General features: G+C 42.1%; 13 protein-coding genes. All 13 read right to left on the bottom strand.

Annotated features, from left to right (window positions below):
* Positions 1–7 precede the first annotated feature (7 nt).
* The 13 genes from AC58PV_RS08640 to AC58PV_RS08580 all read right to left on the bottom strand — a co-directional run bounded on the left by AC58PV_RS08640 (position 8) and on the right by AC58PV_RS08580 (position 15,526).
* Positions 8–661 carry a stalk domain-containing protein gene (locus tag AC58PV_RS08640; protein ID WP_497431863.1) on the bottom strand — a complete coding sequence of 218 codons (654 nt, stop codon included), beginning with the start codon at positions 659–661 and terminating at the stop codon, positions 8–10.
* A gap of 19 nt (positions 662–680) precedes the next feature.
* Entirely contained in the window at positions 681–1,580 is a 900-nt protein-coding gene (locus AC58PV_RS08635) for a hypothetical protein (RefSeq protein ID WP_497431862.1), read from the bottom strand.
* A 9-nt stretch (positions 1,581–1,589) separates the two neighbouring features.
* The gene (locus AC58PV_RS08630) at positions 1,590–2,567 is read right to left on the bottom strand and encodes a PilN domain-containing protein (RefSeq protein WP_497431861.1); all 978 of its coding nucleotides are present in this window, start codon (positions 2,565–2,567) and stop codon (positions 1,590–1,592) included.
* The gene (gene pilM, locus AC58PV_RS08625; protein ID WP_497431860.1) at positions 2,564–3,754 is read right to left on the bottom strand and encodes a type IV pilus biogenesis protein PilM; all 1,191 of its coding nucleotides are present in this window, start codon (positions 3,752–3,754) and stop codon (positions 2,564–2,566) included. Before pilM ends, AC58PV_RS08630 begins: the two co-directional genes overlap by 4 nt.
* Before the next feature lie 55 nt (positions 3,755–3,809).
* Positions 3,810–4,595: a prepilin peptidase gene (locus AC58PV_RS08620; protein ID WP_497431859.1), complete on the bottom strand. Its 786-nt coding sequence runs from the start codon at positions 4,593–4,595 to the stop codon at positions 3,810–3,812.
* 101 nt (positions 4,596–4,696) lie between these two features.
* A complete protein-coding gene (locus AC58PV_RS08615) occupies positions 4,697–5,089 on the bottom strand; it encodes a competence type IV pilus major pilin ComGC (protein WP_497431858.1) in 393 nt (130 codons plus the stop codon).
* A gap of 37 nt (positions 5,090–5,126) precedes the next feature.
* Entirely contained in the window at positions 5,127–6,338 is a 1,212-nt protein-coding gene (locus AC58PV_RS08610) for a type II secretion system F family protein (protein WP_497431857.1), read from the bottom strand.
* 29 nt (positions 6,339–6,367) lie between these two features.
* Entirely contained in the window at positions 6,368–7,414 is a 1,047-nt protein-coding gene (locus AC58PV_RS08605; RefSeq protein ID WP_497431856.1) for a type IV pilus twitching motility protein PilT, read from the bottom strand.
* Between the two features lie 113 nt (positions 7,415–7,527).
* Positions 7,528–9,192, bottom strand: a complete 1,665-nt coding sequence (locus AC58PV_RS08600; protein ID WP_497431855.1) for a GspE/PulE family protein — start codon at positions 9,190–9,192, stop codon at positions 7,528–7,530.
* A 195-nt stretch (positions 9,193–9,387) separates the two neighbouring features.
* Positions 9,388–10,389, bottom strand: coding sequence for a metal-dependent hydrolase (locus AC58PV_RS08595; RefSeq protein WP_497431854.1), 1,002 nt, complete (start codon positions 10,387–10,389; stop codon positions 9,388–9,390).
* 24 nt (positions 10,390–10,413) lie between these two features.
* Positions 10,414–11,331 carry a lysophospholipid acyltransferase family protein gene (locus AC58PV_RS08590; protein WP_497431853.1) on the bottom strand — a complete coding sequence of 306 codons (918 nt, stop codon included), beginning with the start codon at positions 11,329–11,331 and terminating at the stop codon, positions 10,414–10,416.
* Positions 11,332–11,348: 17 nt separating this feature from the next.
* Complete coding sequence (locus AC58PV_RS08585) at positions 11,349–12,122, bottom strand: GNAT family N-acetyltransferase (RefSeq protein WP_497431852.1); 774 nt, start codon at positions 12,120–12,122, stop codon at positions 11,349–11,351.
* 152 nt (positions 12,123–12,274) lie between these two features.
* Positions 12,275–15,526, bottom strand: coding sequence for a discoidin domain-containing protein (locus tag AC58PV_RS08580; RefSeq protein ID WP_497431851.1), 3,252 nt, complete (start codon positions 15,524–15,526; stop codon positions 12,275–12,277).
* Positions 15,527–15,824 lie beyond the last annotated feature (298 nt).

Here is a 15,824-nt window from a genome sequence, read left to right as displayed (position 1 = left end):
ATCAGCTTCAATTTTTGGTAGTTTTGTCAATTAACTCATAACGATACGAATCGGATAGTTTTGTTGTTAAATCCTTATTCAGAAGCTCAGCATTCTTGCTATAAATCGTCCATGCCAACATATAGTCATCTGTATTCTTCTTCTCCCAGCCTGTTTGCAATAAAATAATGGCAGCTCTCATTTTTTCAATAGTTTGGGACATCGTGCTATCATCTATATCTTTGGCCACTTTGCTGATTTCCCCATAACGCTCAACAATACTATGGAGATCGTCAAAATCTGTACTTTTAAACATCGGAATTAAGTCTCTGGTAATTTGATTATTGCGAATAGCCACATATTGATACATTTTTTTCTGCGAAGCTGTAAAGAGCTCATTCCTATTATCATGGATAAAATCAAGCGCTACATTCTTATTCTCACTATCCCAACCTACTTGTGCGCCTAACATTTCGGATAGACTACGTAAAGGAACATATACCGATCCCTCATACAATATCGAGTCTTTCATCAGAGTTGTTTGTTGACCATTAATTGTTACGTTTATTTTTTGGAAAAACACCTCCACGTTTCGGAATTGATCTTCCGCCCATGCCGAACCGCTCATCGTGAATAAGCCAATAATTCCAATTGAAAGAATCAGTTTGTATTTCCTAATCATTCAATGATCTCCTTTTAAATTAGTTAGCTGGCTTAGATACTTGCAATTGCTGGAGTTGTTTCATAAATTCTTCATCAGACTGAACCGGATTCATCCGCTTACTAGGTTCAATTACTGGTAAAGAAGGTAACTCTTTTAATCTCCCTGCAAAAGATGGCGCATAATACAAAGAGCATTCCAATGTAACTTGAAGTTTCGATTCTTGCTCCTCAGTAGAATTCGGCATTGCACTGCTCGCTGTTGGAACAACAGACGCGATGTCCGTTGATTCTATTTGATTACTTTTTACAGCAGCTGTTTGCCAGTTCCATTTTCGAATGGTTATTAATCGTTCGCTCTGTTGAACCTTATTCATAAAATCAACGATTTGTGGATATGTCCCTGTTGCTTGAATCGTAAATGTTTCTTCCATAATGAACGTTTGTGCCTGGTTCTGCTGCGTCGTACCTCCAGTTGGATTTGAAGATGGAGCTGTCGATTGCACGCCATTAGAATTTGTCGTATATCCGGGTACGATGTTCGCTTGGCCATTTCCATTTATTAAACTGCCTGCCGAGTTGCCCGCTTGCTCTTGATTAGCAAATTTTATTGAAAGAATCGATAGCCCAACTTGCCGCTCTAGCTCTCTAATCCCGAGTAATAAACGCGGTAATTCTTCTTTCGTAGGAATTTGGTACAAGGCTTGTTGAAGTTCGGTTTCTCCCACTTTTTTGGGGATTGGCCGCTGCTGAATTCGCTTCTTCTCAAGTCCCAGCTTACTTAATTGCATTTGAAGCGTAATATGCTCCTTTGAAAGCGGAAGTACATCTCTTACTACGATATATCCACTAATCAAACATCCTGCAAGTAGTACGAGTATCAAAGTAGATGCCGGGGATCTTAATCGACCTATGAGCTGATGCCATTGTTCTTTGTTCATAAGCCCCCCTTATTTGCTCTTAATGGAATTATTCAGCGTAATTGCAATGATTACTTCATATACATTGAATTTCTGTGCAGGCGTAGGTTGATTTGCGAAAGTTGGCATGTTGACTTCAGGTTGTACCGTTATTTCCGTTTTCATTTTCATTTCACTCAGTGTTTTACGCGCATCCTCCCAATCCGCATCGGTTAAGGCGGAAGTATCCTCCTGAGTAGTTTGCGAATTTGCATCCTCATCGAATGATTTGTCTGTCAATGCCAATCCGAATTCTTGTTTCGCAATTTGCTGATTCATAGCCCATTTAAGTTCGTTTAGGAGCTTATCTCCTTCATTACCGTCTTCAACAAGTGTGTCTTCAAAAACTTTCTTTACATTTTCATCTGTTTGTACCGATACTGCTTGTGGATTTGTTATAACGGTACTTGGAGTGCTAGCAACAGGTGTACGAAATGTTTTTTCCGTTTTAACCGCAGATAGAATCGAAACAGAATGAAACAATGATGAACTTTGCAAAAGGGCCATATAATCAGCAAGAGATGATAAGGTTGCGAACTCAAGCTTCAGATTCACGGTAACCGGAGCGGTTTGAGATGCGGCCTGGTTAGTTCCATTCGTATCTACTTTTTTCTCATCCTTAGGCATTTCCGCAGACAAAATTCGTCCAGCTAGCGGCAACTTCGAGGAGATCGTTTCTAAAACTGGCATCCAATCGATTCGTTTAGTTTTATATTTATCAATTTCGGCTTGTAGGTTCTGAAAATTAATGGATTGTTCATCCATTTGACGCTGTTGTGTTAACGTTTGAATGGATGCATTCGTTAAAGCAATTTGATTTTCAACGGTTTGCAAGTTGTTTTTAAAGTAGTGACCCACATACAAGAGCGATGATGAAAGTGTTAGAAAAAATACCACAGATAACACGAGTAACGGTATAAATATTCGTTGGAATTTGGGCACCTTAGGCAGCAGGTTAATATTCTTCATGATTCAGCCCCCCTGAGAGCCAAGCCCAAAGTAACAGCATACCTGGATAAGTCCTCTTTGAATGCCGATTTACGACTAAAATAACTGTCCGATTGAAATAATTGAACTGGAATCGGAAGCCGCTCAGTCAAATAGGATACGATTTCAGGCATTCTGTTTACATCACCTGAGATTACCACACTTGCAAATTCTTGATTTCGATTGTTTAGCGTATAGCGATAAAAGTTCATCAACCGTTCAAGTTCATGTGCCAGATCGTTACAATGATTACGGAAATCCGCATCGCCGTCCAAAAACTCTGGGAAGAGATCATCCACGTTTGTTTTCACATCTAAATCTCTCTGCGACTTCGCCCCGAAAGCAAGTGGAATACTTCGAGTAATCTTGAGGTCTTCACCTTGAAAAATGCTAAGATCTCCTGCCGTCTCATTTAAATCAACGAGTAAGAAGGTTTCATTCAACTTAGTCAACGATGTGCTCTGCAACAACCGAAATAAGGATAATGCTTTAATCTCAATACTCGCTAGCTTGATCCCAGCGGAATTCAAAACTTCAAGATACTGATCCATCATTTCTTTCGGTGCAGCAACTAGCATGACATCGCATTGCATGGCTGTATCTACTTTGGATTGTTCCTCCTGGAACTCATCAAACAACCCTTTGCTCCCGCCTAGATCTTCTTTGCCAGGGGCAGCTTCCAAGAAAAAATCCTTCCCTGTTGGAGCTTCCTCTTCTTTTTTTAACCTTTTTACAATTTTCCTTTTTTTATGTACCGTTCCATTCATTTTCACAAAATCATACAGTGGATTCTCAAATGGTAAATGTATATTATGTTTGATTTCAAAATCAACAAGTTTGGCCAAATCCTTCTCGGAGATATCCGGCAATTTTAGAAACCTTACCATCACAAGTTGGCTTGGAAATACCAGATGAATGTGTTTTGGTTTGGCATCTAATCGCGTCATCATCGTATGCAAAGTTTGGATCAAGCGAAGTGGGTCTTTCATTCGACCTTCTTCCATTACATGGAGTGGCAGTTCTTCTATTAAATTCATTTGAATAATCGGTTCGTTTTTATTTCTTAGCAATACTTTGCTCATTTTTATAGTAGAATCAGAAATTTCAATTCCCAAGGAAGTTTGTCCTGGTTTCAGCGCTTTAATAAAATCGAATGTTAATATAGGCATGGCCAGTCTCGCTCCTTCGCTGAATTTCTGAGATGTTTGCATGATGATGAATGACTTAATTGAAATGAAGCAAGTTCAGGTACCAATTAATGACGGGCTCTCCCCAAAAGTAACTAAAGAAAGCTCCAGCAGCAATGAAAGGACCAAATGGGATACCAGGGTCTTCTTCCGAAAATTTCATACGTCGTTGTACAAGTCCATACATCAGACCAAATAAACTTGCGGCAAAAAGTGTGAATAAAGTCAATTTGATCCCAGCTATGAGACCGATACATGCAAATAATTTGATGTCGCCGCCGCCCATACCTTCTTTTTTCAAGATTAACAAAGAGCCGAGCGCAACAGCATATAAAAATCCTCCACCGATGAACAACGCTGCTATATAGTTCCATAGAGGTAACGGATGTATCCAAATTCGCAGCAAGAGTACAACAAGCATCCCTGAGAAAACAACAATATCAGGAATAATTCGATATCTGATATCTGATATTGAACAAATCATTAACATCGAAACAAATACAAGTCCGACAATTAGTTCTACCGAAGGTCCAATTTGCCATGTTGTTATTGCAAAAGCAGCAGCAGTTACAATTTCACCAATTGGATATATCGGAGAAATTTTGGCTCGGCAATACCGGCAAGCTCCTCGTAAAGTTAAATAGCTTAGAACCGGAATCAGGTCTATTGGTTTAAGATCATGATTGCAGTGTACACAATGTGAAGGTGGATAGGCGATGGATTCCTTTTTGACAACCCGAATGCCTACAACGTTAAAAAAACTTCCAAAAACGAGTCCGAATAGGGCAGCCGTGATTGTGTAAAGGAGAGTTTGCGCGTCCATAGTAGCTCCATTCGGGAAAGTTTGAGGGATTCAATAAAGGTAACTCGTGAGAGTTACCTTTATTGGGTGGAAATGGGAATTAATAATTCATAAAATGACTATTATGGAGTAGTTGTTACTCCAGTAGCAGTCCAACCTCCAGCAGCAGTGTACGAAACTGCAACTGAAGTGTAAGTAGTACTAGTTTCTTCTTGTTGTTTCTTAGGTGTTTCTTTTAAGTAATTATTTGTAACTAGAACCGACACATCCAAAGATGATTGAGTTGGACCATTGGGTTTGGTATCTGTGAGATATCTTACAGCAACATCTTTAAGAAGTGTTTCCGTCTGTGTGTCTGCATTTTTTTTCGAGTTATTAATAATCCCCCCAATAGCCGGAACCGCAATCGCAGCAACAACCCCCAAAATAACAATAACAGCCAACAACTCGACGAGCGTTAACCCTTTTTGATTTTTAAGCAGTCGTAGCTTTGTGTTCATCATTTTTTTAAACATAGTACCCTCTCCTTCGATTAATAAGATAATCATATATTTAATGAATACCACCCATCAGTTTAAACGTTGGGAGCATCACGGCTAATACGATGCCTCCAACAATTCCTGAGAGAAGTAATATCATTAGCGGTTCTAATAGTGATTTCAAACGATCAGCCATCGTATCGACATCAGCCTCGTAGAAATCAGCTACTTTTTCAAGCATGCTATCCAACGCACCTGTCTTCTCCCCGATTGCTAACATTTGTACCACCATCGGCGGAAATAACCATGAATCTTTGAACGGATCTGCAATGGATCTCCCGCTCCTGAGACCTTCTCGTGAGTCCATAATCAACTTCCTTATGACTTCATTTCCTACCACATTTGAAACGATTGTCATGGCTTGAAGCATCGGAATCGCTGCCGCATACAATGAGCTAAATGTTCGACTGAAACGAGCAATGGATTGCTTGTGTGCCAATTTGCCAAAAACCGGAATTCTAAGTCGAAAATAATCCCAGTAATAGCTGCCTTTCTTCGTACGCTTCACAGCTTGAATGATCAGGCTTGGCGCAATCGCGAAGAGGGGCATGAAGAACCCGTAAGCTTTTAGTAAATCGCTTAACTTGATGACAATTCTGGTTGGCAGCGGTAGTTCCAAACCCATTGCTTTGAAATTTTCAACATATTTAGGAATGACGAATGTCATCATAAGCGTAACGACTGCTATCGTAACGATCCCCATAATGATCGGGTAAATCATAGCTGACTTTACTTTTTCCTTGGTGTAATGTTCTTTCTCGTAAAACACAGCTAAGCGATCTAACATATCGTCTAAGTTCCCGCTTGCCTCTCCCGCTCGAATCATGTTGATGAAAACTGTGGAGAATACAGTTGGAAACTGCGCTGAAGCTACGGAAAGCTGCGTACCACGCTGCATGTCCTCGGCAACTTCTTTAAGAATCTTCTTAAATACCTTACTCTCTGTCTGCTCGCTCAAGATGCGAACCGACTCTACCATATTGACACCGGATTTATACAACGTCGATAGTTGACGACAAAATACAGTGAAATGATCGATTTTGACCTTCGGTCCGCCAAAAGAAATTTCCCGATACAAAATGCTCTTCCCTTGGTCAAAGCACTCGAGAATCCATAGTCCCTTTCCTTTCAACTCGTCTGTTGCTGATTGAAATGAAGTCGCTTCGAGTACCCCTTTGTAGTAATGACCATGGTTGTCGACAGCTTGATACCTGAACTTAGGCACTCGAGCTCACCTCCTTGTTTACAGCTTACTTATTGCAGCTCTGCGAAACCAAAGAGCGCTTCTTTCGCTGTCTCCACCGTAATCGCTCGCTGTTGAAGCAACTCACGAAGAGCCATTTCCAAGGTCTGCATGCCTTGGGCCTTGCCAGTTTGCATGACAGAACGGATCTGGTGCACTTTCTCTGAGCGAATAAGATTCGCTACCGCTGGTGTATTCACCAACACTTCAATCGCAGCTACGCGACCGCTGCCATCTGTGGTTGGTAGAAGTCTCTGTGCCATGACACCTAACATTACAGAGGCAAGTTGCACGCGTACTTGTTGTTGTGCCTCAGAAGGAAACACGTCAATAATCCGATCAATCGTTTGCGGAGCATCCGCAGTATGTAACGTTCCAAAAACCAAATGGCCTGTTTCTGCAGCCGTGATCGCGATGCTAATCGTTTCCAGGTCTCGCATTTCCCCTACCAGAATTACATCAGGGTCTTGTCTTAATGCTGCCCGCAGTCCTGAAGAAAACGATTGTGTATCTACGCCAATCTCCCTTTGATTGACAATGCATGACTTATGTGGATGAACAAACTCGATCGGATCTTCCAAGGTGATGATATGATCGTTTCTCGTCCGATTGATGTAATCTAAGATTGCAGCTAAGGTTGTTGACTTTCCACTCCCCGTTGGCCCAGTGACAAGTAGGAGACCTTGCGGTTTCTTCGCAAAATCTTGAGCAATTGCGGGTAAACCAAGTACTTCCATTGCCGGTATTTGATTAGGAATAAGCCGAATTGTCAAACTAATATTGCCTTTTTGCTTATAAATATTGACTCTGTATCTAGAAACATCTGCGATGCCATATGATAAATCGATGTCCCCTTTTTCCGAAAAGAGTTCATATTGCTCATTTGTCATCAATTCTTTTGCCATCTCTAATGTTGCAGCAGGAGTCAGTATGTGATTGTTCACTGGCTTAAGTACGCCGTGAATACGAAACATAGCTGGCGAATTAACTGTGATATGGATATCAGAAGCTTTACGGTCATGTGCAAGCTTCATCAATTCTAGCATTGCCATAAACATCCTCACCCCCATGAAAATAGGTATAATTACCCATAAAAACATAGTACTATGGAACTGTTAGGAAAGTGTTAGGAATATTATTCGACATTTTTCTCGCGGAAGACCAAAAAAAATTAGCTATTTCCAATAACACGGAATACTTCCGCTAACGTCGTCTGACCCGCGATCACTTTATTAAGGCCATCATTAATCATGGGTATTAATCCATGCTCGCTTGCGTAATTTCGATAGTCATTATCTGAACGTTTTTGCAAGATCATCGTCCGAAGCGTATCATCAATCGGCAATATTTCATGAATAGCGAGGCGCCCCTTGAACCCACTTCGCCCGCATTCTCCGCAACCTTGTCCTCTACGCAATGCCTCTGCTTTAAATCCATGACTTTCAAGTAAGATTACTTCTTCTTGAGAAGGAGCATAAGAAGTTGAACAACCTGAGCAAATTCTGCGAACAAGCCGTTGTGCAATAATACAATTTACAGCTGATGAGACCAGGAACGGCTCGACTCCCATATCGATTAACCTTGTAATTGAATTCGCTGCGTTGTTGGTATGTAATGTACTTAGGACAAGATGCCCGGTCATCGCTGCGCGAATAGCAATCTCTGCTGTTTCTACATCCCTGATTTCTCCAACCATCACGATGTTGGGGTCTTGACGCAGGATCGTCCGCAGTCCTTTGGCGAAAGTCAGCCCGGTTACCGTATTTACTTGAACTTGATTAATACCTTGAAGCTGGTATTCCACGGGATCTTCAACAGTAATAATGTTTACTTCCTCGTTATTCAATCTGGATAATGCGGAGTACAACGTTGTCGTTTTTCCGCTTCCAGTCGGACCTGTAATTAGTACAACACCGTGCGCATTGTTTATGCCTTTTTGAAATAATTTCAGGTTGTGCTCTGAGAGTCCTAATTTCTCGATTTCGGTGAGCGTGCTCCCCAGATCAAGAATTCGCATGACAACTTTCTCTCCGTGAATGGTAGGAAGCGAGGAGATTCGGATATCTACCTTACGGAATTCAATATCCATTTCAACGCGCCCATCTTGCGGTAATCTTCTTTCTGCGACGTTCATATTTGCCATAATTTTGATCCTAGCAATAATGACACTTTGCATGTGAGGCGGCAGCGTCCGCTCTGTTCGCATAACTCCATCCACGCGATATCGAATTCGTAAACTATCTTCCTGTGGATCTATGTGAATGTCACTTGCCCCAATTTGGATCGCTTGGATAATGATTTGATTTACCGTCTTCACGACGGGTGAATCTTCATCTTCCACAATTGGCTTCGTTTCTTCCGATTCCCGAGTAGTTAAGTTCTGCATGATCTGCTCAACCGATTCCTGCAGTCCATAATAACGCTTAATCGCCCGCTGTAATTCGTCTTTGGAAGCAATCGTAGGTTCAATGCGGAAGCCTGTCGTCATACGCAGCTCATCAATTGCAAAATAATCCAAAGGATCAGCCATCGCCAAAATTAGTTTGTTGCCTTCCGTGCGAATGGGTAAAACCTGATGCTGCTCAGCAAGCCGTTGCGGGATAATATTAATAATTTTCGTTTCGATTTTTTGACGGTACAACTGGATATGCGGAATACCCAATTGGTACTCAAGAACTTCGATCAATTGCTGTTCTGTGATGTAATTGCGGGTAATAAGCACATCGCCGAGTCTCATATTCAGTTCTTTTTGCTCTCTGAGGGCATTCTTCAATTGTTCTTCTGAGATCAATCCAGATTCAACTAGAAGATCTCCGATTCTTTTACGTGGAGCCATTAGGCCATACACCCCCATCGATTTCATAGCGCTTCTACTGAATAAAAAAAGGCCAGTTGCTTAATTCGCACCTGACTCTTAGCGCCTATTACAAGAGGCAATACAATCTGCAAGGGCGCAAAATTGATATATTCTCTTATTTAACCATGAGTAGAAATCTTTGGTCAATGTAAGTTTCATCCAAATCACAGTCCCTCACACGTAGGGTGGATCCCAAGCTTTTTTATCCATACCAATCCGATCACTCACAACATTCATATCCCGATCAAGATGTACATCGACGCCGAAGCTCAACTTGCGCTTATGCCAGAATTGCATATCTCGCCACTGCACTTCATATCCACCGTTCTTCTCTTTCCAACTTACATAGATGTGCTGAGCAAATTGCAAGAATGCACGAACACCATCTGTCCCCATGGATGCTTTCACAATAGGGTGTGATTGCCGTTGATTATAATCCTTCTTACTATACTGCTCAAGGACATTCACTTGACCGTGTCGAACCTCGCCTAGATAAAAGCTTGCATCACTCTCAAAGACAAACTGCCAATAAAACCAGCTTAAACTCGGTACAAGATGACATACACCTTCATCTGTGGAGAATTTTAACTCACGATGCACAAGCTTTTTAAGCTTATTTCGTTGCGAAATTTGGAACCATACATACATAAGCGATACTGCAAATATAAGGGCAAACATCTCTCCGATATGGCTACCTGATACGCCTCCCCATATGGTAAACCACAGGATCACACCGCCTACATGCAGCACAAATAAGAAGGGATCATATAGGCATAGCGTGTCTAAATGCACCCATTTTTTCGTAAAAGGTCGCAAGCATTGTACACCATAAACATTCAAGGCATCTAACCCTACATGGCAGGCAACAGCAAGAAACGTCCAAAAGTATACATGAAAGAAGTTTTCCCAAATGCCGAACGCAGCCGATAGCGGTAAACTTATCAATAATGGCCAGATTACAAGTGCTGGCAATGAATGCGTCACACCTCGATGTAAACGAACATAACTCGCATACCCTCGTAATCGGGCAAAAGTGTCCAAATCCGGTGCATGAGATCCAATTAACGTTCCAGCAAGAATCGCATGACTTAATGCGGGTTGCTGCGTAACCACCATATCTAAACAAGCTAATCCTGCGAGGCTTACACCGAACAATAAGTGGCTTGCTGTATCCATGTATCGATTCCCCCGTCCTTATGACTATTGTGGTTGCTGTAGACCGTCTTCCCAACGTTCATGAATGTTAAACCAGTAAAACCAAGAAGCAGGCTGCTCCCGAATAACTCGCTCGACAAAACTATTTAATATCAGATTCGTTTCCGTTCTTACAGCTCTAGCATTGTTATTCTCATGGACATGTACAGATAGCGGCTCACCTACTACAAGCTGATGCTTGAAGCCGTGGGAACGAAACCCATAGAAAGGAACAATCGGAATTTGCAGCTCAAGCGCCAACATGGCCGTACCTTCGGGTGTGCGAGTCACTCTGCCGAATAGTTTCGACAAAGGAAACGATGGCCGCCAGAAATCGCCGAGCAAGAAGACGACGCCTCCGGATTGTATATGCCTTTTTAAGGTGCGATATAATTCCAATGGGGGTACACTATCGTAATCTAAACCTTTACAACCTAACGCTGCGAACTTGTCATATAAGGGCTTCAGTTCAGGGCTCCCCGCTGATGCAACGGTCAAGCAATCGAACCTTCTCGAGAAATACCAATAATAAGTAAAGAAATTGCCACTATGCGGTGTGTAAATAATAAATCCTTTTCCATTGGCTAACTGCTGCGCGGCCTGCAAATGTTCCTCACCTTGCACAACGAATTCATACCTATGCAAGCGATTGGATTCGAAACAAATTTCGTAAAGCGAAAACACAACATTTCGGACATACTTCTTTGTCAATGACCTAAGTTTCCGTTCAGGCATCGGTCCTAACACATCGGCCAAATTGTATCTCACATTCTTTAGAAACCCATTTCGTGAGACTAGATACCATATTGAAGCTATTCCTACACAGAAGAATGACATCATCCATAAGGGAAACATGGGGAACACACGACCCAGCGGACTGCGCCCCCCTTCTCCTGAAGTTAGCTTTGCGATCCATTCATACAAGGCAAGCTCACCTCATCTCACTCCGCGTGTAGAAAATGACGTTTATATCGACGCGCCACTTTATCTTTTTGTAATACGATAAAAAAATCAACTGTACCAAATAGCTCATCATAGGCAGGATCCCCGCCAATTTCTGCTCCAAGCCACTGATAGCCTTTCATTAAAGGCGGTAATTTGCGAAACATATCTTTCTCAGTGCACGATAGCTCAATCTCTGTAAGACCGGTAATCCGATGGGTTTCAAGCGGTTTGATTCCAAATCGATCTGTTAGCACCTGTTTCTGCTTCAGCATCGTATAAATCTCATTCAAATCTTCTATCGTTGAAAAGTGTACACTCGCACACCCAATTAAATGCGTGATATTGCGCTCACTGATATAACCGGCAATCCCTTCCCACAACATTTGTATAGCCCTGCCGCCGCGATATGCTGGAGCAATGCAACTGCGACCCAGTTCCAACGATTGTTGTCTTAGTTCGGACATCCTACTTAGATCAAATTCCGTCTCAGAATAAAATCCAATGCCTTCACTTGCCCGATCACCTGGTAAAAGACGATAAGTACCTATTACTTGATCCGTTTCTAGATCTTTGACAATTAAGTGATCACAATACGAATCATAAGCATCACGTTCTAGCTTTTGTTCATTCATCAATCGTAAATTTTTCTCTTCCTCCACAAACACTTGATATCGCAGTTGCATCGCTTGCTCAATTTCTTGTTCATGCTTAGCAAGTTTCACGATCAGCTTAGCAGGATGTGGCGCCGTCAACAGAGGTACTCCATTCATCTTTCCTCACGCCCCTCGACTAGAGTTTACAAATTCAGATTAGCAAACCATTGTTATCCCCCCATTTGCTGGTTGTAAATTTATTGTAATCATCGTGACATAGGCAAAAAAAATAAACACAATCCTCCAATAGAGAATTGTGTTTACAAGACTTAGGAATTGATAAACTGCAAATAAATTAACAGACGTTTCAACATGACAGCCGCTTGCGCACGCGTCGCGAAGGCATTGGGATTAAGCTGTGTCTCCGTAACACCTTGAATTAACCCGGTTTGAAGGGTAAACGCCATTGCTTGCCTTGCCCAGTTGTCGATCGCATGTTGATCTACAAATGGTGTAAGCACGGCATCTTGCGTATCATTGACTTGCTGGCTGCCTGTAATTTGAATCGTTCTATTGATCATGGCCGCCATCTGTTCACGAGTCACTTGCAGCAATGGGCGAAAGGTGCCATCTTCAAATCCCTCGATGAGACCTGCTTTGGCCGCCGTGTTGACCATCTGGGAATACCAATCTTGGTCCTTAATATCCAGAAAACCAGAACTTCCGGAATCCGATTGGTTTACTTCCATGCCTAGCGCACGGATGAGCAAGGTAGCAAATTCAGCACGAGAAATTTCCTTCTCCGGCGCGAAATTTTGCTCATCTACCCCCGTAATGATCCTTTTGGAAGCCAGCTTTTCAACATCTTCTCGTGCCCAGTGCATCTTCATATCTTCAAAATGCTTATCTTTCTGAATGATGGTATATAACCCGCCATATTGATCTTTAATAACCATCTTCCACGCACCATCGCTTCCGGTTAAGACGGATGGCACGAAGTTGACCTCTCCTGTTTCGGCATTCAAACGTACTGCTGTTATATTCGTTGTGTAAGAAGTGCCAGGAAGAGCGATTGATCTCTCCACTTGCATATTCTCATAATGACGAAGCGCAACACCGCCAACTTGAATGTCAAACTCGATTGGATTGGTCAAAAGTAAAGCCGTTTGTTCGGCATTTGTTTGATCTCTCAGCGTTTCTGCAAGTTGACTTGCTTCATATCGGATAATCACTGAGAACATGCCATTTGAAGCTTCGGCTTCTCCCAGATGATTTTTGAAAAGGAGCAGTGGAATTGTAACCTGAATAGCATTCATATCCAATTGCATATTCCCATTCATAGCCCGTAAATCATTCCAAACGCTTGAAGCAAATTCGACGACGGTCGTATCGTGATCATCTTGAATTTGTAAAATCAAAGAGGAAGCCGTCCCCTCATTTAATGCGTTAATCGCATCACGCAGCTCACCATCATCGGCACGAAATCTAGAAAGCATACTGCCATCAGGAGCTGCTTCACGTACACGCTGACTGGAAATAAGACGCGTCTGTGAACCAGATGACCTTGCAACTCCTGTTAACGTATAATTCACACTAGGTCCCGTAGATGACCAATTATCCGCTACATCTCCTGCTTCAACTTTGAAACTCATATTGACGCCTGCTTCTAAGCCTGTTAATTGCGTAGTGAGCTCACTTCCACTCACCGTTGTTAGTAGCTCCGAATCTTTATATATCCGATAGGAAGTAACGCCAACATTGTCTGTTGCTGCCGACCAAGTTAGTGAAAGAGTAGAATTGGAGTTGGGAGTAACAGTGACATTGGCTCCATAATTCCATGTAGGAGCTATGAGGTCTTTGAATCCTACCGTAACGTAAATCGTTGTCGAAATTCCGTTATAAGTTGCCGTAATAATGGCACTCCCTGCACTTAATGCGGTGATATAGCCATAACTACTTATCGTTGCAACAGATGGATTTGAACTTGTGTAGCTCGTACTTGAAGTTACGTCAGTCCCGATATATTGCGAATCATACGCATGGATAGAAAGATACTGTGTTCCACTGACTTCCAAATAAATGGTACTTTCATCCGCTTCAATGCGACTAACAGAGGTTGTTACATTGACACTAGCAGAGGCAGAGAAACTGCCATAAAATGCTGTAATTGTCGTAATGCCTGGCGAAAGGCCTGTCACCATACCATTTGAATTTACACTTGCGACAGCCGGATTTGAACTTGTAAAAGTCAAACCCGTTGTCAGCGTTTGAGTACTGTAATCATTCTTGTATCCGATGATATATGGCGAACGTGTTGAACCCGATTGGAGAGAATACGAATAGGAGTCAAAGGCTATCCGATTCAAATTGGCCAAAGCTGAAGATACCGTAACGCTTGCTGTAGTCGATTGGCCGTTAAAAGTTGCTGTTAATGTTGTTGCGCCAGCAGCAACTCCCGTGATAACGCCATTGGCATTGATTGTAGCAACACTTGTATTCCCCATTCTGTAGGTAGCTCCAGATTGGATTGTAAACGTGTTGCCATTCCCATAAACCCCTGTTAAGTAACTGGCTTTCGTCTCGCTTGGCTGCAGGCTATAACTTTCGTCATCCAAATATATGCGCGTTAACGTTTGTGGATTAGGATTTGAATTTATCCCTCCATCTGGTCCATAAATTTGAAATTCCGCCACGCTTGCATATCCCCCTGAGGCTACACGCGTCGTGGTTAATCGAAAGTAGCGTGCCGTAACATTCCCTTCATCTACATATCGCGGATCTCCCGCCTGCATGTTCCCTGTTCGATCCGTAAAGGTGTACCAGGTAATACCATCTATGGAGAAATCAATTTTGTACCCGTATATATCTTGGATCGTTGAATACGTCGTCTCGAAGCGCTGCACATTGCGCAGTTGCCCAAGATCCACAACCAGCCATTGAGGCAAGGATGTACTGCTCGGTGCCCAGCTTGTTAACATTTGACCGTCCACGGCCTTATCAGAACCCCAAGAACCCGAGAAACTAGATAAAGCAACCGTTGTCTTATTTTGTGACAGAAGCGTCAGAGCTTCATTCGTTGTATATATGCGAAAATCAAATACACTTGCTTGATCTCCTGGCGAGCCAACGCCTACGACTTGCAATCTGACGAATCTTGCGAGAACATCACCACTGTCCGTGTAATAAGGGAAATTGATAGCTGTATTTGCAGAACGATCTGAGAAAATACTCCAATTAATGCCGTCCGTTGAAGATTCAATCTTGTACGCATACGAACTATTCACATGCTCAAATACCGTTTCAACACGTGAGACGTGTACATTTTGCGAAAGATCTACGGTTAACCATTGTGGAAGTTGTGTATTGCTTGCTACCCATTTGGTATAAATAAAACCGTCCACAGCTTGATTCGCACTATATGTAGCCCCTGTAACAGAGGATGCCACAGCAGATTTACCTTGAGAAACTGGTATTTCAGCGGCATACGTATCACTCGATAGATTTAGAATTCCTATTATGACTACAGTAAAAATGAGTACGGCAATATGGATTACAGTCGCTCTGTAAACCGGATACGTCATGTCCACCCCCATTAAATTAAGCGTTTACAATTATTTTATCAGAAGCCCTATCAATGCGTATAGGGCTTTCGATCTAATCTTCTAACTATTCTGAATCTTTGTACGATTTCCTTATTTCCTTAATCATAATGAAGAAGATCGAGGATATAAAGCTAGAAAGCAGCACTTCACCAAGTGTAATTTCCATACCTTCACCTCGATTTCATCTGGTTTTGTTTAGTGTATGAGATGAACTTGGGAAATTGACTTTCGGATACAAAAATAAGCTTCTCCTATTCGTATTGAATAGAAGAAGCTT

The sequence above is a fragment of the Paenibacillus sp. J22FR83 genome, from assembly GCF_059691955.1.
This window is presented reverse-complemented; position numbering and strand designations above follow the sequence as displayed.